Raw genomic sequence first — 22978 nt, forward strand, 5'->3', positions numbered from 1 at the left:
AGACGGGTCACGACCCCTCAGTCGTGCCGGCGGCTGTGCGGGTGTTCGAGCAGGGTCTGCACAGGTCGGCCTGCGACGAGCTCGTCGCCGTCGACGAAACCCTCCGGGCGACCGCGCAGGTCGTCGATCAGACGCGCCCGGCAGGCGACCAGCGCGTCGGCGGCCGACGGATCACCCGCCCTTTTGCGCAGCTCCTGCGGATCGTCGACGAGGTCGAACAACTGCTCACGGCCCGACTCCGAGAGCCAGACGTACTTCCAGCGGCCGGCGCGGATCCACTGCATCGACTGCCCCAGCAGCACGTGCTCGCCGTGCAGATGCGCCTCATCGGGTTCGAGCTCCGCTCCCGCATCCGATGAGCCCCGGGTCGCGGGCGCGGGAGCGGCCGTCCAGGCGCCGTGATCGCGCAGCTCGACGAGCTCGCGCAGATCGCGTCCGTCGAGCCCTTCGGGAGCACCCACTCCCGCGCAGCCGAGCAGCGTGGGCATGACGTCGCGCAGTTCGACGATCGACTCCGCGCACTGCCCCGCCGCGATCGTGGGCCCGGCGAGGATCATCGGCACCCGCGCCGAGCCCTCGTACGGGTAGCCCTTGCGCCACATGTCGTGGTCGCCGAGCATGTCGCCGTGGTCGGAGGTGAACAGGATGTAGGTGTCGTCGGCCACGCCGAACTCCGCGAGGATCTCGAGGAACCTGCTGATCTGTGCGTCGATGTGGCTGATGTGCCCGTAATAGCCCGCCCGAGCGCGGTGCGCCATGCGCGGGTCGTAACGGGCGATGTTGGCGTCGGGCAGAGCGTCGTTGCGCAGGTGAGCGAACTCGCCCACCCAGTCGCCCACCGGCGGCTCCTGCTCAGGCGCGTCGAGGTACTGCTCGAAGGCCCACGCCGGCGGGTCGTAGGGCGCGTGCGGGCGGTGGAACGACAGATACAGGAAGAAGGGCCGGGTGGGGTCTCGGCGATACAGCCAGTTCTCCGCCTCGGTCACGACCCAGTTCGTCGGATGCAGCCGCTCGGGCTTGTCCCACGGGCGCGCGACGATCGAGTTGCAGTTGATGCCGTTCTCGAGGTAGTCCTCCACCGCACCCGCGCCCGCCTGCGCGCGCAGCCAGGTCAGGTAGTCGTCGTAGAACCGGGGGTCGCGTTCGCGGTGGCGCGAGTGGTGCAGATAGCCGTCATGCAGGATCACATCGTCGAACCCGATGCGCACGCGCTCGGGCGAGTAATGCATCTTCCCGATCGCCTGCGTCTGATACCCGTGCGCCGACAGCTCACGGGGCAGCGTGTCGGCGATGTCGAAGTCGATGCCGTCCTGATAGCCCACTCGCCGGTGCTGCTCCTGCGACAGGCCGGTGAGCAGGGCCATCCGCGCCGGCACGCACGTGGGCGTCGCGGAGTACGCGTTGCGGAATCGCACACCTCGCGCGGCCAGGGCGTCGAGATACGGGGTGCGCACGACCGGGTGCCCCTCGGACGAGAGGCAGTCGCCGCGCCACTGGTCGACGCAGATGAGCACGACGTTCGGCCGCGGCTCGTCCCGGTGCGATGACGGTTCGGTCATGGAACTCCCCTTCGAGGTCGGATGCGGAGACGGCGTCGTCTGTCGCAGAGGTCAGCGGATGCCGTAGAAAGTCGCGGCGTTCGACCAGAAGATCTTGCCGGTGTCGAGCCCGCGCGCCTCAGCCCAGTCCGACACGGTGCGGAACCAGTCGTCGCGGGCACCCTGCAGGTAGCGGCCGTCAGGCTCCGCGACGTCGATGGACGACACGGGCCAATCGCTGCCCCACATGAGCCGATCCTCACCGAAGGCGTCGGCTGCGGCATCCAGGAACGGCGTGAACTGCTCGGCCGAGAAGACGCCTCCGGCTTCGGCGGGCAACCCGGAGAGCTTGCAACGCACCTGCGGGTGCTGCGCGAGGTGCGCGAGGTCGCGAAGCCAGTCCGCGGTCGGTGCGAGCGGCGCCCCCTCTGTGCCGACTGCGGGCTTGCCCAGATGGTCGAGCACGATCGACAGCCCGGGCACGGCGGCGGCCAGCGCCGTCACATCGGGGATCTGGTGCGCGCGCACACAGGCGTCGAAGGTCCAACCGCGACCGGCCACCAGCCTGGCCCCGTCGAGGAAGTCCTCGCTGCGCGCGAACCCGTCCGGCTCGCCCTGAAGCAGGTGCCGCACTCCGACGACGAGCTCATGCCGGGAGAGCGCATCGAGCTGGGCCTCGGTCGCCGCCCCGCGATCCAGCCTGGCACCCGCGACGATCCCCACCACCCCGGTGGCCTGCGCCACGGACTCGACCCAGCGCACCTCGTCGACGGCCTGCTCCTCGATCGGGTCGGCCTGCACGAAGACGGCGGCCTGCTCCTGCGCGCCCGAAAGCCGCTCCCGCTCCAGCTCCGCCTCGGCGAACGTCGAGTCCAGCGCTCCCGCGAGCCAGCCGTAGGTGAGGACTTCGGGATTCCACAGGTGCAGATGGGCATCGAGAGCGCGCATGCGCCCATCTTCACACAGCCGCTCGCAGACATCCGACCACTGGTTATGATGTCGCCATGGCAGTGACTGACGAGGCGATCGAGAAGATCAAGGCGATGATCGTCTCGGGCGAACTGGGCCCCGGCGACCGGCTCCCGCCCGAGAAGGAGCTGTCCGAGCGCCTGGGCCTCTCGCGCAACTCCATGCGCGAGGCCGTCAAGGCGCTCGAGGTGATCCGGGTGCTGGACGTGCGCCGCGGTGACGGCACCTATGTCACGAGCCTGGAACCGCACCTGCTGCTCGAGGCGATCAGCTTCGTCGTCGACATGCACGACGACGATTCACTGCTCGAGCTGTTCGCCGTGCGTCGGATGCTCGAGTCGCAGGCCACCGGTCTGGCCGCGGGCAACGCCTCCGACGCCGAGGCTCAGAGCCTGATCGACGAGATCGAGTCGGTCGACCCGAACACCGTCTCCATCGACGACCTGGTCGCACACGACATCCGCTTCCACCGCGAGATCGTGCGGCTCACGGGCAACGGCTACCTCGCGAGCCTCATCGAGAGCCTGAGCAGTCAGACGATCCGTGCCAGGGTGTGGCGCGGGCTCACCGAGCAGGGCGCACTGGACCGCACCCTGTCGGAGCACCGCGCGATCGCCGAGGCCGTAGCGCAGCACGACTCGGCACTGGCGACCTCACTGGCCACGGCACACGTCGCCGGAGTGGAGCGCTGGCTGCGCCAGGCGGCCACCGCCTAGCCCGCGGACCATCGGGGCTCCGTCGCGCATCACAGTTCGGATCGCAGAACGCCTCGAAACACCCCGCGCGAGCGGGACGATTCGCGACCCGAGATCCAGACGGATGCGGAGCGCGGGCGGCGGCGAAGAACCCCAGGGGCGTCGAGAACTCAGTCGCCGTCAGGCCCCGAGGCGCATCATGGCGGCGTCGAACTCGGTCGCCGAGCTGTCGCTCACCTCGTGGAACAGCAGTTCGTCGAGCACTGCCGGCGCCGCCGTGAAGTAGGGCACCCCCGCCTCGCGCAGTCCGACGATGTCGTCGGCGCTTCGCAGGCTCGCCGCGAGCACGTTGGTGCCGCTGCCGTCGCAGACGGCCTGCATGCGGCCGATCAGCGCATCGCCGTCCATGCCCGCGTCCCGCATCCGGCCGAGGTACGGAGCGATGTAGTGCGCGCCGATGCTCGCGCAGACGAGCGCCTGCGCGACCGAGTAGACGGCGGTGACGAGCACGGTCGCGCCGTCGCGTACGAGGGCGGACGCTGCGGCGAAGCCCTCGGCGGTCGCCGGCACCTTGACGGCGACCCGGTCGCCGAGCGCGCGGATGCCCTCGGCGTTGCGCAGGAAGGATGCGGCGTCGCCGCCCCACGTCTGGAAGAACACCTCCTGCGCGCCCTCGCCGACCCAGCGCTCGTAGAGGGCGGGGATCTCGGCGGCCGTGCGACCGCCGCGCTCCAGGATCGTGGGATTCGTGGTGACGCCGTGCACCACTCCTGAGGCGAGCAGTCCGGAGACCAGATCGACATCGGCGCTGTCCACATACAGTCGCGGGGCGGTCATCCGGTCTCCTCTCACCAACCTGTCGTTACAGGTTCGGATGCGGCTAATGTTATGACAGCATCCGCCCCTGTCCAAAGACAGCAGAGGCAGCCGAGCCGAAGACGATCGGGAGAACATGACCAGCGACCAGCCAGCCCGCACCGGCGTCGTCATCGTGGGCAGCGTCACCGCCGATGTGACCACCTTCTCCGACCGCCTTCCGGCGCGCGGCGAGACTATCCTCGGCGACCAGTTCACGCTGCTGCTGGGCGGGAAGGGCGCGAACCAGGCCGTCGCGGCGGGACTCGCCGGCGCCCGAACGAGCTTCGTCGGCTGCGTGGGCGACGACCTCTTCCACGACCTCGTCGTCGATGGGCTGAGCAGCGCCGGCGTCGACCTCGCCCACCTGCGCACCGTGCCTGGCCCGACCGGCATCGCGCACATCCGGGTCGACTCGTCGGCGCAGAACGACATCGTGATGGTGCCGCTCGCGAACGCTCACCTCAGCGCCGAGCAGATCGACGCCGCGCTCGAAGCGCTCGCCCCCAGCACCGGTGTGCTGCTGACTCAGCTCGAGACGCCGGCATCCCTCACCCTGCACATCACGTCGCGCGCTCGCGAGCACGGCATGACCGTGGTGCTCGACCCGGCCCCGGCCGCTCCGCTCGCGGCCGAGGTGTGGCGCAACATCGACATCGTGACGCCGAACGAGACCGAGGCGTCGATCCTCAGCGGCATCGAGGTGACGGATGCGGCATCCGCCGAGCGTGCCGGCCGCTGGTTCCTCGAACAGGGCGTCGGCGCGGCCGTCATCACGATGGCCGAGAAGGGCTCGTGCGTCGTGACCGACGAGGGCACCACCTTCATCGAGCCGATCCCCGTCGAGCCGGTCGACACCACGGCGGCCGGCGACGCCTACGCCGGATACCTCGGCGCGGCGCTCGCGGACGGCTGGTCTCTGGCCGAGGCCACGAGGCTGGCGAGCGCGGCCGGTGCGATCGCGGTCACGCGCCAGGGGGCGTCACCCAGTCTTCCCCGGCGCGACGAGGTCGACGCGCTGCTCGCCGAGCAGACCGCTGCCGCCAGGATCTGACAGGAGGAGCTGATATGCGCAAGACGGCTACGACCATCAACCCCGCACTGTCTCGGGTCATCAGCGAGACCGGGCACACCGACCTCATCGTCGTGACCGACGCCGGGCTGCCGATCCCGGCGGGTGCCGAGCGCATCGACCTCGCGTACCGGCCCGGTGCTCCCGCCTTCCTCGATGTGCTGGACACGGTACTGGCCGAACTGGTCGTCGAAGGCGCGACGGTGTCGTCCGAGGTCACCGAGACGAGCCCGCACGTGCTGGACGCGCTGCGCGAACGGCTGCCGGGGATCGACATCGAGCTCGTGCCGCACGTCGAGTTCAAGAAACGCACGCACGAGGCCCGTGCGTTCGTCCGCTCCGGCGAGTTCACCCCGTACGCGAACGTGATCCTCCACGCGGGCGTCGCGTACTGAGACCGCTGCCATGAACGCCACGAACCCCGAACCTTCCGGCACCGGAATCGATCGTGCCTCCACGGCGCCGATGTACGACCAGCTGCGTCAGCTGATCCTCGACGGCATCGTCCGCGACGGGTTGCAGCCAGGCGACCCGCTGCCCGGCGAGCACCGCCTGTGCGAGCAGTACGGGATCTCGCGAACGGTGGTGCGCCAGGCGCTCGCACAGCTCGAGCACGAAGGAGCGGTCGAGCGCATCAAGGGCAAGGGCACGTTCGTCGCCCGCCCCCGCACCAGCGAATCGCTGGTGCACACCCTGGTCGGCCTGTTCGACGAGGTCGAGCGCCGCGGCGGCCACGTGCACAGCGAGGTGCTGCGGCACGAGCTCACGGAAGCGGATGCCGAAGTGGCTGCCGCGCTCGAGGTCGAGGAGGGCGCGCCGGTCGTCGTGCTGACGCGGTTGCGCCATGTCGACGGCGAGGCCTGGTCGCTGTCGACGACGTGGATGCCGCGAGAGATCGGCGAGCCGACGCTCGGCGCCGATCTGCGCGATTCGTCGCTCTACGCCCTGCTCGCCGACAACGGCGTCGTCGCCACGCACGGCGTGCGTTCAGCGGAGGCCACCGTCGCGACCCACGAGCAGGCGATGCAACTGGGTGTCAGCGCCGGTTCGGCACTGCTGCGCCTGCGCAGCGTCAGCCGTGACGAGTCGGAGCAGCCGATCGAGTTCTTCATCGCGTACCACCGCGGCGATCGTTCCCGCTTCGAGTTCCGTCTCAGCACCGACAGCTCACAGGGCTCGCTCGTTCACGTCTCCTGACGGCATCCGCCCCGCGCACCCTGCTGTCCCGCGACCGTCGCGCGTCGCTTCCGACCACGTTCTTCACGGATGACCACGTCGTCGACGGCGACAACGTGGTCATCCGTGAAGTTCGTGGTCGGGCGTGGCGAACCGCCCGCGGGCTACGCTCGATGCCATGAGCGAATGGGTCAGTTCCGCCATCCGTGTGCTCGAAGCCGATGGCAATCGCTCGGCAGACACGCACCTCCACCTCTTCCCGCTGCCGGCCGAGTGGGGCATCGACCTGTACCTGAAAGACGAGTCGGTGCACCCGACGGGGTCGCTGAAGCACCGGCTCGCGCGGTCGCTGATCCTGTACGGGCTGGTGAACGGACTGATCGACGAGGGCACAACGCTGGTCGAGTCGTCGAGCGGGTCGACCGCGGTGTCGGAGGCGTACTTCGCGCGGATGCTGGGGCTGGAATTCATCACCGTCATCCCCCGCTCCACCAGCCAGGAGAAGATAGACCTGATCGAGTTCTACGGCGGGCGCTGCCATCTGATCGACGACGCCTCCGGCATCTCGGCTGAGGCCAGGCGGCTCGCTTCCGATTGCCGCGGCCACTACCTCGACCAGTTCACCTATGCTGAGCGCGCGACCGACTGGCGGGGCAACAACAACATCGCCGAGAGCGTGTTCAGCCAGCTGTCGCAGGAGCGGCATCCGGTGCCGCGCTGGATCGTCGTGGGCGCGGGCACGGGCGGCACGAGCGCGACCTTCGGCCGCTACGTGCGGTACCGCAGGCACGCGACTCATGTGGCCGTGGTCGATCCCGAAGGCTCCGCGTTCCATTCCGCCTGGCTGGGGGATGCGGATGCCGTCGGACGCCCCTCCCGCATCGAGGGCATCGGCCGCCCGCGGGTGGAGCCGTCTTTCGTGCCGAGCGTGATCGACGAGATGATCCAGGTGCCGGATGCCGCATCCGTCGCCGCGATCCGGCTGCTGCGCGAGCGCACCCTGCACTGGACGGGAGGTTCGACCGGCACGAATCTGTACGGGGCGTTCGAGCTGATCGCCCGGATGCGGGATGCCGGTGAGACCGGCAGCGTCGTGACCCTGATCTGCGACAGCGGCGTGCGCTACTCGCAGACCTACTACTCCGACGACTGGGTCGCAGAGCAGGGCTGGGATCTCGCGCCGTTCCGCGAGCGCATGGAACGCTTCCTCGACGGTGGCGCCTGGTGACCGCCGGGCGGTGTGTGGCTACGCTGGCCTCATGACCACGCTCATCCTCACCGTCGCGGGAGCCGACCGTCCCGGGCTCGTAGCGGCCGTCGCCGAAGCGATCGATGCCCATGGCGGCAACTGGGAGAACAGCCGTCTCGCCGAGCTCGCCGGCACCTTCGCGGGAGTGATCCAGATCACCGTCGCCGACGAGCGGGCGGATGAGCTGCGCGGAGCGCTGACCGAACTCGACGGCTTGCTGGCCATCACGGTGAGCACGGGGTCTCAGGCCCCTGAGTCCGGCACCGCGCAGCAGATCGCCCTGTCGGTGCTGGGCGATGATCGCCCCGGCATCGTGCGCGAGATCTCGGGCGTGCTCAGCGCTCACGCCCTGAGCATCGAGAGCATGACGACCGAGACCAGGGACGCGGCGATGGCCGGGGGCCGGCTGTTCGAGTCGACGGTGACGGCCACTGCACCCGCATCCGCCGACATCGAGGCGCTGCGCGCCGACATCGAGCGCCTCACGCACGACCTCCAGGTCGACATCACGATCGCCTGAGCAGACCGAGCGCGCGACCGCGCCGTCCCCGATGCCGGGGCCCGGTTCCGCGCGTATGACACAGTTGTCGGAGTGCTGCCGCTGCGGGCAGCCGGAACGCCGAGGATGCCCATGGACCTGGACCGCGACGCGCGCGTGATCTCCGCGCTGGCCGCCGAACTGCCCGAAGGCGCGGTCGTGACCAATCCCGACTCGCTGCAGGCCTACCGCCACGACCGAGCGGAGGAGGCGGCTGCCGGAACACCGCTCGCGGTCGTGCGTGCCACCTGCACGGAGGACGTGCAGGCTGCTGTGCGCATCGCGGCGCGCGAGGGTGTCGGCATCGTGCCGCGCGGCGCGGGCTCGGGCCTCTCCGGCGGGAGTTCCGCCGTGGACGGCGCCATCGTCGTCTCGCTCGAGCGGATGCGGCGGATCACGATCGATGCGGCGCTGCAGATGGCGGTCGTGCAGCCCGGCGCCTTCAACGCCGAGGTGAAGGCCGCAGCCGCCGAGCACGGCCTGTGGTATCCGCCCGACCCGTCCTCGCAGGCGTTCTGCTCGATCGGCGGCAACATCGCCACGAACGCGGGTGGCCTGTGCTGCGTCAAGTACGGAGTGACCACCGACTACGTGCTCGGCCTCACCGTGGTGCTCGCAGACGGCCGCGCGGTGACGCTCGGCGGTCCCCGCCTGAAGGACGTCGCCGGGCTGTCGCTGACGAAGCTGTTCGTCGGCAGCGAAGGAACGCTCGGCATCGTCACCGAGGCGGTCCTGCGGCTGGTGCCGGCGCAGCGCACGCCCACCACGCTGGTGGCGATGTTCCCGACGGTCGCGGGCGCGATCAGGGCGGTGGTCGACATCAAGGCGACGATGCGCCCTTCGATGCTGGAGTTCATGGACCAGGTCACCATCAACGCCGTGGAGGACGTCACGCGGATGGAGCTGGACCGCACGGCGGCGGCGATGCTGATCGTGCAGTCGGATGAGCCCACCGAGGTCGCCGCGGCGCAGATCGAGACGATCGAGCAGACCTGCGGCCTGCATGGGGCGACCGAGGTGTACGCCACCAGCGACCCCGACGAGAGCGAGGCGCTCATCGAAGCCCGCCGGCTGGCGGTCCCGGCGGTCGAGAAGCGCGGGAAGCTGCTGCTCGAGGACGCCGGGGTTCCGCTGCCACGGCTGGGCGAGCTGATCGAGGGGATGCGCGAGATCGCCGACCGGCATGACGTGGAGATCGCCGTCGTGGCGCACGCCGGCGATGGCAACACCCACCCGCTGATCGTGTTCGACCCGGCGGATGCGGCACAGGAGGCCAGCGCGAACCTCGCCTTCGGCGAGGTCATGGATCTGGCGATCGCGCTGGGCGGCACCATCACCGGCGAGCACGGTGTCGGGCGTCTGAAGCAGCCGTGGCTCGCCGACTACCTGGGCGACGACGTGCTCGAACTGAACCTGCGGATCAAGAGCGCCCTCGACCCGCAGAACATCCTCAACCCCGGTGCGATGTTCGGCGCGATCTGACGGCTGCGACCAGTCGCGGAGTCGTCAGTCGGTCAGGCCGACGGCATCCGGCTGCAGCTTGCGCAGCCAGTACTCGGTCTGCGCGACATGACCGGCCGCGGCGGCGGAAGCGGCCACGGGGTCGCGCGACTGCAGACCGCGCAGGATGGCGCGGTGACCGGCATCCGAGAGTGCCTTGATCTCAGCCGCGCTGTCGGTCCTGAAGATGCGGTAGGCGCGCGATCGGGCGCGGAACACGGCGAGCAGGCTCGCGAGAGCCGAGTTGCCCGCGATCTCGGCGATGCGCATGTGGAAGCGATGATCGAGACGGGAGTGCTCGTCGTCGTCATCCGTGCCCTCCATCTCGGCGAGCAGCGAGTCCAGCTCGGTGAGCGTGCTCTCGTCCACCCGAGCGGCGGCCAGCGACGACGCATGCGCCTCGAGAGCGCGACGCAGTTCGTAGAGCTCGAGGATCGAGTCCAGCGGAAGCAGTCCCACGGTCAGCGAGAGACTGCCGATGACGTCCGCGGCGTTGAGGTCGCCGACGTAGCTGCCCGATCCGTGGCGCGTCTCGAGAACGCCCAGCGCGGCGAGCATTCTGATCGCCTCACGCAACGAACCGCGTGACACCCCGAGCTGCTCGCACAGCTCACCCTCGCTGGGCAGCCTGTCGCCGGGGCGCAGCGTGCCGTCCGCGATCAGCGATCGCAACCCGTGCAGAGCCGTGTCGAGTGCGCTCATCGGTCCTCCGTCGGTCTGCTGTTGCGAGTCTGGCGGAAATCGCTCGGCTCACCAATTCGTATGACAACTCTGCCACCAATCGAGGCCGAGGGTCGCGAAAGCCGCCGTGTTGTGGCAAAGTTGTGCAACAAGTCACCGATCCCCCTGCGAGGAAGCATGACCACGGCGAAGCCGTTCCCGCCGATCCGGCTGAAGTCATACGGGCGTGCCCGTGATGCCTGGCCGCTCGACCCTGACGTCATCCACCTGAATCACGGCTCCTTCGGCGCCGTGCCCACGGCGGTCGTCGAACGCCAGGACGCACTGCGTCGTCAAGCGGACCTGACTCCGGTCGGATGGTTCCCGCGGATCGCCGATCACGTGCGGGAGGCCCGAGAGCGCACCGCGCCTTTCGTCGGAGCCAGCGCGGAGCACAGCGCGTTCGTCCCGAACGCATCGGCGGCCGCGACGGTGGTCTACAACGCGCTGCGCCTGGAGGCCGGCGACGAGATCCTCGTCACCGATCACGGCTACGGGGCTGTGACGATGGGCGCGCAGCGTCTCGCACGTCGCTTCGGGGCGAGCGTGCGAACCGTTGAGGTGCCCCTTCTTGCTTCCGACGACGACGTGGTGCAGCGGTTCGCCGATGCGATCACGCAGCACACGCGTCTCATCGTGATCGATCAGATCACCTCGCCAACCGCCCGGATGCTGCCCACGCGCCGCATCTGGCAGCTCGCCGCCGAGCGCGGCGTGCGCACCCTCGTCGACGGCGCGCACGCGCCCGGTCTCGTCGCCGACGCTGCGGCAGAGGGCGGCGGTGACTGGTGGTTCGGCAACCTGCACAAATGGCCGTGCGCTCCGCGCGGCTCCGCACTGCTGGTCACGTCCGCTCCGGACCGCGGTGAGCTGTGGCCGCTCATCGATTCCTGGGGCGCACCCGAGCCCTACCCCGATCGGTTCGACACACAGGGCACGATCGACGCGACCACCTACATCGCCACGCCCGCCGCGATCGAGTTCGTCGAGAGCGAGTACGGGTGGGCTGCCGCCCGCCGCAGCATGGCCGAGATCGCCGATGCCGGGGCCGAGATCATCGCCGAGGCGCTGCGCCCCTTCAGCACCGAGGATCCGATCACTCCTCTCCCCTCCCCCGTGCCCTCGATGCGGCTCGTGCGTCTGCCCGACGGCCTGGGCGCGACCCGCGAGGACGCCGACGCCCTGCGCATGGACCTGTTCGACCAGGTCGGCGTCGAGACCGCGTTCACCAGCTTCCGCGGCATCGGCTACTTCCGCCTCTCGGCGCACCTGTACACCGAGGCGTCCGACTTCCACGCGTTCGCAGAGCGCTGCGTGCCGCAGATCCTGCGGCGCGCCGGCATCCGCGTCCCCACGGCGACCACCGTCGCCTGACCCTGCACCCGAACCATCACCCCAGTAGATCCACTACCCACCACAGAGAGGCACATCGTGAAGCACAAGATCTTGACGACAGCCGCGGGGATCGGCACGGTCGCCGTCCTCGCCCTCACCGGATGCTCCTCCGGCGCCGGCCCTGCCGAAGACGGCAAGGTCACCCTGCAGATGGTCGAGAGCCTGACGAATCCCGCTCGCACCGAGCTGATCCGCGGCCTGCTCGACGAATTCGAGAAGGACAACCCCGACATCAAGGTCAATCTCGTCTCGCCCCCCACCGAGCAGGCCGACCAGAAGATCCAGCAGATGCTGCAGTCCGGCAAGGGCGTCGACGTGCTCGAGGTGCGCGACATCACCGTCGGACCGTTCTCGAACAACGGCTGGCTGTACGACCTGACCGACGACCTGAAGGCATGGGACGGATGGGATGCCCTCACCGAGAACGCGCAGTCGGCATCGGTCGCGGAGGACGGCAAGTCGTACTTCGTGCCCTACGGCTTCTACGGCCTGTCGCTGTTCTACCGCAAGGACCTGGTCGAGCAGGCCGGCTTCGACGGCCCGCCGCACAGCTGGAAGGACCTGCTGGAGCAGGCGTCCGAGATCCAGGACCCGTCGAAGAACATCTACGGTTACGCGTTCCGCGGCGGCCAGAACGCCAACAGCAACGTCGTCGCGGCGATCGAGGCGTACACGATCGACGACCTGAACGTCGACGACGCCTTCCTGCTGAAGAACGGCGACACGATGTTCTCGGCTCCTGAGGCGCAGGAGGCGGTGGACGACTACTTCGCGCTCTTCGAGCAGGCGTCGCCCCCGTCTGCCGTGTCGTGGGGCTACCCCGAGATGGTCGCCGGGTTCACCAACGGCTCGACGGCTTTCCTGCTGCAGGACCCCGAGGTCATCGCGACCGTGCAGGACTCGTCGCTGAAGGAGGAACAGTGGGACACCGCTCCTCTGCTGGTCGGCCCGAGCGGCAAAGCCGCACAGCCGCTCGCCGTCGCGGGCTGGGGCGTCGCCGAGAACAGCGCGAACAAGGAGGCCGCGGTCAAGCTGGTGCAGTTCCTCGCGTCGGAGGAGCCCGCCACCGAGTTCGCCCAGGCGAACAGCCTGGTGCCGATCGTGACGTCCGCATCCGATGACGAGTTCTACAAGACCGGCCCGTGGACCAGCTACGTCACGATGACCGAGGACCCGGAGACCTACATCAACGTGCGCCAGCCTCGCGGTGTGAGCTGGTGGACGGAGTGGATCCAGAAGTCCGACCAGGACGTGCAGAAGGTGCTGCTCGGCGACATGACCACGAAGGAGCTGCTCACCTCGTGGGATGAGTTCTGGACGGAGAAGTACGCCTCGGAGAAGGGCTGATCACGTTGTCAGGCCAGATGCTCCCCCGCATCCGTGAGAAGGGCTCCGCCGGTAGCGCCGGCGGGGCCTCCCCCTCCCGTCGTCGGGCGTTCCGCGGCCGGCACGCCTTGACGCTGCTGGCGTTCATGGCCCCGGCGATCGTGTTCGTGTGCTGGTTCACCTACGCGCCGATGCTGCAGGGGGCGCGTATGGCGTTCCACGACTGGAACCTGTGGGACCTCACTTCGACGCCGTTCGTCGGCCTGCAGAACTTCGTCACCGTCTTCCAGGACCCGGCCTTCGCGACGGTGGCGTGGAACTCGGTGCTCTGGGTGGTCGCCTCGCTCGTGCCTCAGCTGGTGATCGGCTTTCTCATCGCACTCGCGCTGCGCAAGCGCTTCCGCTTCCGCGGTCTCTACCAGGCACTGGTGTTCTTCCCGTGGGCCGTGTCCGGGTTCCTGATCGGGATGCTGTTCCGCTGGATGTTCAACGCCGAATTCGGCGTCGTCAACGACCTGCTCATGAAGGCCGGGCTCATCGAGGCCCCGCTGCCGTGGCTCGCCGACCCGAAGCTGGCGATGTTCGCCGTCATCACGGCCAACATCTGGTACGGGGTCACGTTCTTCGCCATCATGATCCTCGCCGCCCTGCAGTCGGTGCCAGACGATGTGCTCGAGGCTGCCAGCCTCGACGGCGCGGGCAAGGCGCGTCAGCTGTTCTCGATCATCATCCCGTACATCTCGATGACGCTGTTCCTCACGGTGCTGCTGCGGGTGATCTGGATCTTCAACTTCCCCGACATCATCTGGGCGATGACGGGCGGGGGTCCGGCTAACCAGACGCACATCATCACGACGTGGATGATCAACTACACCCAGCAGGGCAACTACGGCATCGCGAGCGCGATCGGCCTGATCGTCGTCGCGTTCCTTTTCGTGTTCTGCGCGTTCTACCTGATGGCGATGCGGAGGGCGCAGCGATGACGACCATGACAGGCCCCACGGCGGCGCGCACGTCCATGACCGACACGCGCCGTGTGACCGTGCCGGACCCCGCATCCGCTCCTCGAGGCCCGCGGAAGGTGACGGTGCGCGGCGTGATCCGCGTCGTCGGTCTCGCGCTCTGGCTGATCATCACGCTGTTTCCGCTGTACTGGATCGCGCTGACCTCGTTCAAGTCACCCGGCACGATCAACAGCTATCCGATCGAGTACTGGCCCAGCGAGCCGTCGCTCGAGAACTACACCAGCCTGTTCGAGAAGAGCTCCTTCGGCGTCTTCCTCGGCAACTCGGCGCTGGTGGCGGTGACCGCCGGCGCCGTGGCGACGCTGATCGCGCTGCTCAGCGCCTACGTGCTGGCGCGCTTCGAGTTCCGAGGCAAGGGCGCGGTGCTGATCGCGTTCCTGCTCACGCAGATGATCCCCGCGTTCATCGCGCTCGGCCCGCTGTACTCGATGATGAGCGATCTCGGCCTGGTCGACACCAAGCCGGGGCTGATCCTGGTGTACATCGCGATCTGCATCCCGTTCTCGACGGTCATGCTGCGCGGATTCTTCGAGAACGTGCCCGACGCTCTCGAGGAGGCGGCGATGATCGACGGATGCTCGCGGCTCGGCGCGCTGTTCCGCGTGCTCGTGCCCGTCATGACCCCCGGCATCATCGCAGCGTTCATCTTCAACTTCGTGAACTGCTGGAATGAGCTGTTCCTGTCGGTGGTGCTGATGAACACCGATGCCAACCGCACGATGCCGTCGGCACTCAACGGGTTCATCTCGACGTTCAACATCGACTGGGGCTCGATGTCGGCCGCCGCGGTGCTGACGATCCTGCCGACGATGGCGATGTTCGCCCTGGCGAGCCGCTGGATCGTGCAGGGGCTCACCTCGGGAGCAGTGAAGGAGTAGTCGCACGACGTCCCGCCCTACCACCGAGACCCCCTGTCGCAGACGTCTGCGACAGGGGGTCTCGGTGTCAGGTGGGGTGTCGGTGCGACTCAGACCAGGCGGGCCTTCGGCGAGGACGCGTAGGTGTCCTCCGGGTCGTCGTTCACGACGCCGGCGAGGGCGGTGTCGATGGCCGACATCACGTCGGCATCCAGTTTCACGCCCGACGCCTTGACCGTGTCTGCGAGCTGCTCGGGGCGGGATGCTCCCACCAGCGCCGCCGCGACGTTCTGGTTCTGCAGCACCCAGGCGATCGCGAGTTGCGGCATCGTGAGCCCTGCCTCGGCGGCGATCGGCTTGAGCCTCTGCACCGCCTCGAGGATGTCGTCCTTCAGCAGGCGCTCGATGAAGTGCGCGCCGGAGTGCGGATCCGTGGCACGCGAGCCCTCGGGCACCGGCTGACCGGGCAGATACTTGCCGCTCAGCACGCCCTGTGCCATCGGCGACCAGACGATCTGCGAGATGCCCAGCTCCTCGGACGCGGGTACGACCTTGCCCTCGATGACGCGGTGCAGCATCGAGTACTGCGGCTGGTTCGAGATCAGCTGGAAGCCGAGCTGCGTGGCCAGGGCGTGCCCCTCACGCAGCTGCTCGGCCGTCCATTCCGAGACTCCGATGTACAGCGCCTTTCCCTGCCGCACGACGTCGGCGAAGGCCTGCATCGTCTCTTCGAGCGGGGTCTCGTGGTCGTAACGGTGCGCCTGGTAGAGGTCGACGTAGTCGGTGCCGAGCCGCTCCAGCGAGCCGTTGATCGACTCCATGATGTGCTTACGACTGAGACCGGTGTCGTTCGGGCCCTTCGGCCCGGTCGGGAAGTACACCTTGGTGAAGATCTCCAGCCCGGCCCGGCGCTGACCGGACAGCGCCTTGCCGAGCACGACCTCGGCGGCGGTGTTCGCGTAGGTGTCGGCGGTGTCGAACGTGGTGATGCCGGCATCGAGCGCAGCGTGCACCGTGGCGACAGCAGCGTCGTCGCCGACCTGCGAAGCGTGCGTCACCCAGTTGCCGTAGGTGATCTCCGAGACCTTGAATCCGCTGTTGCCGAGATAGCGATAGTTGACCATGGTCCAACGCTAGCGCGCGGATGCGACAGGAGGCGCGAGCCGCCGACGGGCGCGGGAGTGCCGCACGGTGAACACGATCACCGCGAGGAACGACAGCATGCTCACGAGGTACAGCGGAATCGCCCAGGGAGACTGGTCGCCGCCGGAGACGTTGTAGGCGTCGGCGAGGTTCATGCCCGTCCCGAACGAGGCGACGAAGTACGCCGGCGCACCGAAGCCCAGCACGGTGAGGAACAGCTGCGTGGCGCCCAGCGGGGCCATCCGCGAGCCGATCGCCGCCCTCGCGACGATGAGGGCGATCACGACGCCGAGGCCGAGCACCACGAGGGGAAGAACGATGTTCATCCCCTCGCCGACGGCTTCCATCTCGGCGTGGATCTCGGCGAGCGAACGACCGGGCACAACGGCCATCGGGTTCAGCACGAGGATCTGCACCGCCGCCCACGCCGCATAGAGCGTGACCGCGACCACACCCGCGATCGAGATCGAGGCCGTCGCACGAGCGTCCGGGTTCATGAGGTCATGCTCTCACACGCGATGAACTACACCGCGACGGTCTCGCGCCGCTCGGCGCGCGTCTGCGGCTCGGCCGACCCGGTCGCCGCTGACGCCGACGCGGGATCGGATGCCGCGGCATCCGGCGACGTGACGATAGCGGCCCTGTCGCGGAACCCTTCGGCGGTGACGCGATCGAGATCCACCTGCCTGCGGATCGCTGCCGCCCTCTCGTACAGCGACGGATCGCCGTAGGAGGTCAGCACCTTCACGATGACCGGCAGCAGTTCGATCATGAAGAACAGCGCGGCGATGAGCCAGTGCGCCCAGAAGATCGTGGGCTCCTTCTCGGCGAGACGGTTCAGCCCGCTGATCTGGCTGAGCAGACCGATCGCGCCGGCGTTGCCCTGCGCGACCGCATCGGCGCGCGCGTTGTAGGCGGCGAGCGCCTGCTCGTAGGTGTCCCGTGCGGCGGGCAACTGGTCCTGGGCCTGCTGGCGGTTCGTCTGCTCCGATGCCGAGGTGTTCTGCTTCGCCGCCGACTCGGCCGCCGCGAGGTCGTCGTTCGCCGTGCGCAGTTGTGCCGCGAGTGCATCGTAGGTCTGCTGCGCCTGTGCGAGCTGCGCCTTGGCGGCATCCGAACTGGAGCCTTCGCCGTTCACTCCGGTGCAGCCGGGCACCTCGCCCGCGCCCTCACCGGTCAGCTCGCACTGGTACAGTGCGCGGGCGGAGTCGATCACCTTCTGCTGTTCGGCCATCTTCGCGGTGATGTCGTCGATCGTGCCCTGCGCCGCGGACGTGCTGGCCGAGCCCGATTCGGTGCCGGCGACGATTCCGGTGGCCGCCTGGTTCTCGAGGGTGGAGACGCGCTCGGATGCCGCATCCAGCGCCTTCTTCTCGGGTCCGTTCTCGAGCGCGTCCTGATCCTGCTGTGCCTGCACGATGTTGGTGGCGGCGACCTCGCGGGAGATGTCGTTGTGGAACACCTGCAGCACGAGCGGCTCGGCGACGAGGAACCCGATCAGGGCGGCCATCGCGACGCGCGGCAGCGCCAGGCCGATCAGCTTGCCGATGCTGCGCGTCGACGTCATGGTCGAGGTGAGGAAGCGATCGAGGTTGAAGATGATCGCGGCCCAGACGAGCGCCAGTGGCACGGCCACCCAGATCGCGACCTGCACACCCGTGGTGAGCGCGAAGAGCATCGAGATGGCCGAGATCAGAGCGGTGCCGAGGAGCACGAAGAACATCTGCACGAAGCGCGGAGTCTCGCCCGGCACGCGGTCGAGCACCTCGCCGTCGGCTCCGCCGAGGATCGCCATCGTGCGAAGGCGTGAACCAGGCGTGCGCGGCTTGCGCTCGCGCTTCGGCCGAGGAGCCCGACGGGGCATGGATGCCGGGGCTGCCGGCTCGCCGCCCTCGGCGTCGGACGGGTCGACGACCTCGTTCGGGTGGGTGCGTGTCTCATCGACGTACGTCTCCCGCGTGGCGTCCGAGCCGGCGGGATCGAAACTGCGCAGGAAGTCGAGGTCGTCGTCGCTGACCGTGCCGTCGGCGGCGTCGGTCTCGAACGAGATCCGCCCCTGGGAATCCATCCGGCCAGGGCGATGCGCGGAGTAAGACATTCATCGAGGGTAGGAAGGCGCGCCTGTGCGACTCCCGGATGATCCCTGCAAGCGCTCCCAGCTTCCCGCGGCTCTGGACGCCCGGTCGGATGCTGCCGGACGGTCGGTCGGGTGCACGGGGGTGCCCGATCGCGACGCTGGAATCATGACAGGCACGACACAGACCGCCCCCGCGGGTCGCGAGCGCCGACGCGTCCGCAACGGGCTCACCACCGTCCGCATCGTCGTCGTGGGTGCACTGAAGAGGGCTCGGGCGCGAGTGCGCGGACGTCTGCGTCCGCATCCCGCGCCCCGGCCGTTCGCACCCGACTCGCTCGATCGCGCGATTTCCGCAGCGGCGATGCTCCTCACCCGGCGTTGACCGCCTCAGACGGATGCTCCGAGCGCCACACTGATGGCGTGACGCCGTGATGCCTCCTGAACGCCCTGCTGAACCCCTCGTCGGAGCCGTAGCCGAGCGCGTGTGCGACCGCGCTCACGCCCTCACCGCGCGACAGCATGTCCCGTGCGGCGCGCATGCGCACGAGCGCGACGTAGCCCGCGGGTGAGCAGTCGACCGCCGCGCGGAAACGTTCGGCGAAGCGCGATCGCGACATCGCACTGATGCCGGCGAGCTGATCGATCGTCCAGGCGCGGTCGGGCTCGGCATGAATCGCGTCGATCGCCCGGGCCAGGAACGGGTCGTCGCTGCGAGCGGGCCAGCCGGCCGGCGCGCAGCCCAGCGCCCAGGCGCGTATCGCGGACTGAAGCAGCACAGTGGACAGCATCCGGCCGATCGCGCGGTCACCGCTGCGTACGGCGTCACCCGTCTCGGCGGTGCGGTCCAGGTGCTCGACCAGCGCCGCGGCCGCCGGCTCGAGGCGGTCGAACCCGCAGACCCACGCGACCTCGGGCAGCAGATCCGCGAGGCGCACGCCATCGCCGACGAGCCGCAGCTCGGTGATGGCGATGCGCGACCCGGCGCTCGTGCGCATCCGGTGGCGCGTATCGCCGCTGAGCAGCAGGACGCCACCACGCGACAGGACACAGCCGTCCGGCGCGACCGTGCCCAGTTCGCCCTGTGCGACGTAGGCGAGGGTGACATCCCGGCCACCCAGGGTCAGCGACTCGTCTGTCGTCGTCCGCACGCGCCGCTGCGCCCTGACACTGATCACGACGTCGCTGAGGACCTTCTCGAGGTCGGCGCCAGCGGCTCCGGTCCACACGCAGCCGGCCTGCGCGAGCTCGGCGACGGGCGGATCCAGGGCGACACTGCTCATACGGAGGTCAACCGCCAGGGGTCTCCGGTTGTTCCTCGAGCCGACGCAGCAGGGTCGTCGCGAGCTCGGCGGGTGCGTCGAGCTGGATCAGATGTCCTGCACCCTCGATCACGGTGAGCGTCGAATGCGGGATGGCCGCGTGCAGGCGATGAGCCCTGTCAACCGGAATCCAGGAGTCCTGCGCACCCCAGACGATGTGCACGGGTTCGTCGATGGTTGCGTAGTGCGGCTCGATCTCATCGGTGTAGCGCTCATCCGCCTGCGCGATCTGACGGTAGAACGCGCTCTGTCCTTCTTCGCCGAGCCACGGCTCGACGAGCATCGCAAGGTCGTCCGGATGCAGATCGCGATGACTCGCTCCGCGGATGTACGCCTCGATCGCCCCGCGGTGCACGGCCGCCGGCAGCTGCGGGAACACGTCGGCGTGCTCCTTGACCAGGGTGAAGAAGGGCGAGCCCCACGGCGAGAGCGCGACGACATCGACCAGTGTGAGCGATGCGTACGCGGCGCCGTGCAGCAGCCGGGCGCGCAGCGCGACGGCACCACCGAAGTCATGCGCGACGACGTGCGGCCGCGTCAGCGCCCACTCTCGCAGCAGCCGCGCGAAGATCTCGCCCTGCACGCCCAGATCGACGGCGTGCTCCGGGCGTTTCGACGATGCTCCATACCCGGGCATGTCCCACACGTGCACGGTGAATCTCGCAGCGAGTGCTCGCGCCGTCGGCAGCCAGAGCTGCGAAGACCAGGGCGTGCCGTGCATCATCACCAGGGGCGGACCGGATCCGAAGCGATCCCAGACGACCTCACGGCCCTCGATGCGGAGTACGCGGCTCATCGACCCCGTCCCGGGGACTGGAAGGAATACGGGCGCGGCATACGCGCCACCGTAACGCAGAATCCGCAACGCCGGGCGACGGGGCGATCCGGTCGCTCCGTCGCGGCGAGGGGGCGCGCGATCCGCTCGCAGATGCCAGGCTGGTGACATGAAGACCCTGCTGCTCGCGCGCCATGCCAAGTCGGATTGGGGCGTGCACGGATTGTCGGATCATGACAGGCCGCTCAACGCCCGCGGCCGGCGCGACGCTCCCGCGATGGCACAGCGGCTGAGCGAGGATGACGTGCCGCTCGACAGGATCGTGTCGAGCAGTGCGACGCGCGCCAGGAGCACGGCAGACGAGTACGCGACGGCGTTCGGGGTGGTCGTCGTCGAGGAGCCTCTGCTCTACGGCGCATCGGCGCAGGCGATCCTCGCGGTCGCCGCCGCCCTGCCGGAGGACTGCTCGGTCGCGATGCTGGTGGGTCACAATCCCGGGATGAGCGCGGCAGTGGGCGAGCTCACCGGCGAGCAGACCCAGCTGCCGACGTCCGGGATCGCAGAGTGCGCGGTCGACATCGGCTCCTGGGCCGAGCTGATCGAGGGGTCGGGTCGACTGCTGCGACTTCGCACCCCGAAAGACGTGGGCTGACGGTCAGCCGCAGGCATCCGCGCCAGTCGATCACTCAGCCGAGCGCGGCGGCCGCCACCTCGTCCTCGGAGGTCGCGACGAGCTGACCGCAGGCGCCATCGATCTCCTTGCCGCGAGTGTCGCGCAGGGTGGTCGGGATGCCGGCGTCGTTGAGGCGTCGCACGAACTCGTTCTGCACGTCGACCTCGGATGCCGTCCAGATCGATCCCGGCGTCGGGTTCAGCGGGATGGGGTTCACATGCACCCACCCGCGTCCGCGTGCGTTCAGCTTCTCCGCCAGCAGATCGGCGCGCCAGCCGTGATCGTTCATGTCCTTGATCAGGGCGTACTCGATCGACACCCGGCGACCGGTCTTCTCGAAGTACTCGCGAGCCGCGTCCAACGCCTCGTCGACCTTCCAGCGCGAGTTCACGGGGATCAGCTCATCGCGAAGCTGGTCGTCGGGAGCGTGCAGCGAGAGCGCGAAGGTCACCGGGATGTCCTCGTCGGCGAGCTTGCGGATCGCAGGCACAAGGCCGACGGTCGACACCGTGATGCCGCGGGCACTCATGCCGAGCCCCTCGGGCTGAGGCGCGACCATGACTCGTACGGCGTCCATGACGCGCTTGTAATTGGCGAGCGGTTCGCCCATGCCCATGAAGACGATGTTCGACACGCGCTCCATGGAGTGGTCGTCTCGGCGCTTGCCGCCCAGCTCGCCGCTGGCGATGACGCGGTTGGCCCGGACGATCTGCTCGATGATCTCGGCGGTCGACATGTTGCGGGTCAGACCAGCCTGGCCTGTGGCGCAGAACGGGCAGTTCATACCGCATCCGGCCTGGCTCGACACGCACAGCGTGATGCGGCCGGGGTAGCGCATGAGCACCGACTCGACGAGGGCGCCGTCGTGCAGTCGCCAGAGGAACTTGATCGTGTCGCCGCGATCGGTCTCCAGCCGGCGCACCTCGGTGAGCAGCGGAGGCAGCATGCCGGTGACGAGCTCGTCGCGCTGCGCGGCCGGCAGGTCGGTCATGTGCGCCGGGTCCGAGGTGTAATGGGTGAAGTAGTGTGTCGCGAGCTGCTTGGCGCGGAACCCAGGAAGACCGAGCTCCTTGACCTTCTCGACGCGCTCGGCGGGGGTCATGTCGGCCAGGTGCACCGGAGGCTTGCCGCGCTTCGGGCTGGCGAACTGCAGGAGGGGCCGGCCCTCGGCATCCTTCTTCTGTGTCCATCCTTCGGTCGCAGGGCGCACCTGAGTGACCGCACGAGGCTTCGTCGTACGGATGCGCGGGGTCTCATCGGATGCGGGCATGACATCAAGGGTACGGGCTGGCGAGTGGGAAGCACCTGGTGGCATCGGCTCCGCGCCCGCACCACGTCCGCGCCTGCGAGCACGACGTCCGGGCGCAGCGACAGTGAAAGGCAACTTGTAATTACAGGCTGTGGCGCGAGAGACTGGACAGGACGAACGGAGCCCTCATGACCGACCGCCTCTCCCGTGCACGCGCCGTTGGCGTGCTCGCCGTGCTGCGCGCCCCCTCCGCCGAGGCCGCGCTCGAGTCGGCGGAGGCCATCATCCGCGGCGGCGTCACCGGTATCGAGGTCACCTATTCGACGCCGGATGCCCCTGCCGTGATCCGCGAGCTGATCGCCCGCCACGGCGAGCGCGCGTACATCGGCGCGGGCACCGTGACCACTCCCGAGCAGGCGGTCGCCGCCGCCGCCGCCGGAGCCGAGTTCCTGGTCAGCCCCGGCACGCTCCCCGACCTCACCCGCGCCATGCTCGAGACGGGACGGGTCGTGATGACCGGCGCACTCACCCCCACCGAGGTGATGGCGGCCCTGTCGCTCGATGTCGACGTCGTGAAGATGTTCCCGGCCTCGCTCGGCGGACCCTCGTACCTCGGCGCGCTGCGCGGCCCCTTCCCGGACGCACCGCTCATGCCGACCGGAGGGGTGAAGCCCGAGAACCTGTCCGAATGGTTCGCCGTCGGCGCGGTCGCCGTCGGCGCCGGAGGGGACCTCGCGAACTCCGCGTCGATCGCGGCATCCGACTGGGCCGACCTCGAGCACCGGGCGGCACGCTTCGCAGAGGCCCTCGCCGCCGTCCGCGGCTGA

The 22978-nt window shown here is 69.0% G+C and carries 24 protein-coding genes; 14 read left to right on the forward strand and 10 right to left on the reverse strand.

Annotation, left to right across the window (positions count from 1 at the left end):
- Positions 1-17 precede the first annotated feature (17 nt).
- Together RIN43_RS00110 and RIN43_RS00115 are read right to left on the reverse strand one after the other, a co-directional pair.
- A complete protein-coding gene (locus tag RIN43_RS00110; RefSeq protein WP_309126835.1) occupies positions 18-1559 on the reverse strand; it encodes an arylsulfatase in 1542 nt (513 codons plus the stop codon).
- A 51-nt stretch (positions 1560-1610) separates the two neighbouring features.
- Positions 1611-2486, reverse strand: coding sequence for an amidohydrolase family protein (locus RIN43_RS00115; RefSeq protein WP_309126836.1), 876 nt, complete (start codon positions 2484-2486; stop codon positions 1611-1613).
- A gap of 56 nt (positions 2487-2542) precedes the next feature.
- On the opposite strand from RIN43_RS00115, the gene RIN43_RS00120 reads away from it, so the two are divergent.
- Positions 2543-3223 (forward strand): FadR/GntR family transcriptional regulator, encoded by a 681-nt coding sequence (locus RIN43_RS00120; RefSeq protein WP_309126837.1) that lies wholly within the window; start codon positions 2543-2545, stop codon positions 3221-3223.
- A gap of 159 nt (positions 3224-3382) precedes the next feature.
- On the opposite strand, the gene RIN43_RS00125 is transcribed toward RIN43_RS00120, so the two are convergent.
- On the reverse strand, positions 3383-4039 hold the full coding sequence (locus RIN43_RS00125) for a transaldolase family protein (RefSeq protein ID WP_309126838.1): 657 nt from the start codon (positions 4037-4039) through the stop codon (positions 3383-3385).
- Positions 4040-4154: 115 nt separating this feature from the next.
- Between RIN43_RS00125 and RIN43_RS00130 the strand changes: the two genes are divergently transcribed.
- The 6 genes from RIN43_RS00130 to RIN43_RS00155 all read left to right on the forward strand — a co-directional run bounded on the left by RIN43_RS00130 (position 4155) and on the right by RIN43_RS00155 (position 9574).
- Entirely contained in the window at positions 4155-5111 is a 957-nt protein-coding gene (locus RIN43_RS00130) for a ribokinase (protein ID WP_309126839.1), read from the forward strand.
- A 14-nt stretch (positions 5112-5125) separates the two neighbouring features.
- Entirely contained in the window at positions 5126-5524 is a 399-nt protein-coding gene (gene rbsD, locus RIN43_RS00135; protein ID WP_309126840.1) for a D-ribose pyranase, read from the forward strand.
- A gap of 10 nt (positions 5525-5534) precedes the next feature.
- Positions 5535-6326, forward strand: a complete 792-nt coding sequence (locus RIN43_RS00140; protein WP_309126841.1) for a GntR family transcriptional regulator — start codon at positions 5535-5537, stop codon at positions 6324-6326.
- Positions 6327-6483: 157 nt separating this feature from the next.
- Complete coding sequence (locus RIN43_RS00145; protein WP_309126842.1) at positions 6484-7533, forward strand: PLP-dependent cysteine synthase family protein; 1050 nt, start codon at positions 6484-6486, stop codon at positions 7531-7533.
- Between the two features lie 31 nt (positions 7534-7564).
- Entirely contained in the window at positions 7565-8074 is a 510-nt protein-coding gene (locus tag RIN43_RS00150) for an ACT domain-containing protein (RefSeq protein WP_309126843.1), read from the forward strand.
- Positions 8075-8185: 111 nt separating this feature from the next.
- Positions 8186-9574, forward strand: a complete 1389-nt coding sequence (locus RIN43_RS00155; RefSeq protein ID WP_309126844.1) for an FAD-linked oxidase C-terminal domain-containing protein — start codon at positions 8186-8188, stop codon at positions 9572-9574.
- A 24-nt stretch (positions 9575-9598) separates the two neighbouring features.
- Here the strand turns inward: RIN43_RS00155 and RIN43_RS00160 are convergent, their stop codons facing one another.
- Complete coding sequence (locus RIN43_RS00160) at positions 9599-10294, reverse strand: FadR/GntR family transcriptional regulator (protein ID WP_309126845.1); 696 nt, start codon at positions 10292-10294, stop codon at positions 9599-9601.
- Between the two features lie 156 nt (positions 10295-10450).
- On the opposite strand from RIN43_RS00160, the gene RIN43_RS00165 reads away from it, so the two are divergent.
- From RIN43_RS00165 to RIN43_RS00180, 4 genes are read left to right on the forward strand one after another with little or no spacing between them, the layout of a single operon-like run.
- Positions 10451-11686 carry an aminotransferase class V-fold PLP-dependent enzyme gene (locus tag RIN43_RS00165; protein ID WP_309126846.1) on the forward strand — a complete coding sequence of 412 codons (1236 nt, stop codon included), beginning with the start codon at positions 10451-10453 and terminating at the stop codon, positions 11684-11686.
- A 57-nt stretch (positions 11687-11743) separates the two neighbouring features.
- Positions 11744-13054: a sugar ABC transporter substrate-binding protein gene (locus tag RIN43_RS00170; RefSeq protein WP_309126847.1), complete on the forward strand. Its 1311-nt coding sequence runs from the start codon at positions 11744-11746 to the stop codon at positions 13052-13054.
- 17 nt (positions 13055-13071) lie between these two features.
- Positions 13072-14016, forward strand: a complete 945-nt coding sequence (locus tag RIN43_RS00175; RefSeq protein ID WP_309126848.1) for a sugar ABC transporter permease — start codon at positions 13072-13074, stop codon at positions 14014-14016.
- Complete coding sequence (locus tag RIN43_RS00180) at positions 14013-14936, forward strand: carbohydrate ABC transporter permease (protein ID WP_309126849.1); 924 nt, start codon at positions 14013-14015, stop codon at positions 14934-14936. The genes RIN43_RS00175 and RIN43_RS00180 overlap by 4 nt, the downstream gene beginning before the upstream one ends.
- 89 nt (positions 14937-15025) lie before the next feature.
- Here the strand turns inward: RIN43_RS00180 and RIN43_RS00185 are convergent, their stop codons facing one another.
- The 3 genes from RIN43_RS00185 to RIN43_RS00195 are packed head-to-tail and all read right to left on the reverse strand — an operon-like array spanning position 15026 to position 18156.
- Positions 15026-16039, reverse strand: coding sequence for an aldo/keto reductase family protein (locus RIN43_RS00185; protein ID WP_309126850.1), 1014 nt, complete (start codon positions 16037-16039; stop codon positions 15026-15028).
- A 9-nt stretch (positions 16040-16048) separates the two neighbouring features.
- Positions 16049-16555, reverse strand: a complete 507-nt coding sequence (locus RIN43_RS00190) for a hypothetical protein (protein ID WP_309126851.1) — start codon at positions 16553-16555, stop codon at positions 16049-16051.
- A gap of 26 nt (positions 16556-16581) precedes the next feature.
- Positions 16582-18156 (reverse strand): DUF4407 domain-containing protein, encoded by a 1575-nt coding sequence (locus tag RIN43_RS00195; RefSeq protein ID WP_309126852.1) that lies wholly within the window; start codon positions 18154-18156, stop codon positions 16582-16584.
- Positions 18157-18301: 145 nt separating this feature from the next.
- On the opposite strand from RIN43_RS00195, the gene RIN43_RS00200 reads away from it, so the two are divergent.
- Complete coding sequence (locus tag RIN43_RS00200) at positions 18302-18517, forward strand: hypothetical protein (RefSeq protein WP_309126853.1); 216 nt, start codon at positions 18302-18304, stop codon at positions 18515-18517.
- On the opposite strand, the gene RIN43_RS00205 is transcribed toward RIN43_RS00200, so the two are convergent.
- Together RIN43_RS00205 and RIN43_RS00210 are read right to left on the reverse strand one after the other, a co-directional pair.
- Entirely contained in the window at positions 18504-19415 is a 912-nt protein-coding gene (locus RIN43_RS00205) for an AraC family transcriptional regulator (protein ID WP_309126854.1), read from the reverse strand. The two genes, RIN43_RS00200 and RIN43_RS00205, sit on opposite strands and share 14 nt — an antisense overlap.
- 7 nt (positions 19416-19422) lie before the next feature.
- The gene (locus tag RIN43_RS00210; protein ID WP_309126855.1) at positions 19423-20250 is read right to left on the reverse strand and encodes an alpha/beta fold hydrolase; all 828 of its coding nucleotides are present in this window, start codon (positions 20248-20250) and stop codon (positions 19423-19425) included.
- A 148-nt stretch (positions 20251-20398) separates the two neighbouring features.
- On the opposite strand from RIN43_RS00210, the gene RIN43_RS00215 reads away from it, so the two are divergent.
- Positions 20399-20881, forward strand: a complete 483-nt coding sequence (locus RIN43_RS00215; protein ID WP_309126856.1) for a histidine phosphatase family protein — start codon at positions 20399-20401, stop codon at positions 20879-20881.
- A gap of 34 nt (positions 20882-20915) precedes the next feature.
- Here the strand turns inward: RIN43_RS00215 and rlmN are convergent, their stop codons facing one another.
- Positions 20916-22172: a 23S rRNA (adenine(2503)-C(2))-methyltransferase RlmN gene (gene rlmN, locus RIN43_RS00220; RefSeq protein ID WP_309126857.1), complete on the reverse strand. Its 1257-nt coding sequence runs from the start codon at positions 22170-22172 to the stop codon at positions 20916-20918.
- A 167-nt stretch (positions 22173-22339) separates the two neighbouring features.
- On the opposite strand from rlmN, the gene RIN43_RS00225 reads away from it, so the two are divergent.
- Positions 22340-22978 (forward strand): bifunctional 4-hydroxy-2-oxoglutarate aldolase/2-dehydro-3-deoxy-phosphogluconate aldolase, encoded by a 639-nt coding sequence (locus RIN43_RS00225; protein ID WP_309126858.1) that lies wholly within the window; start codon positions 22340-22342, stop codon positions 22976-22978.

Source organism: Microbacterium sp. (assembly GCF_031178445.1).
Lineage (GTDB): Bacteria > Actinomycetota > Actinomycetes > Actinomycetales > Microbacteriaceae > Microbacterium.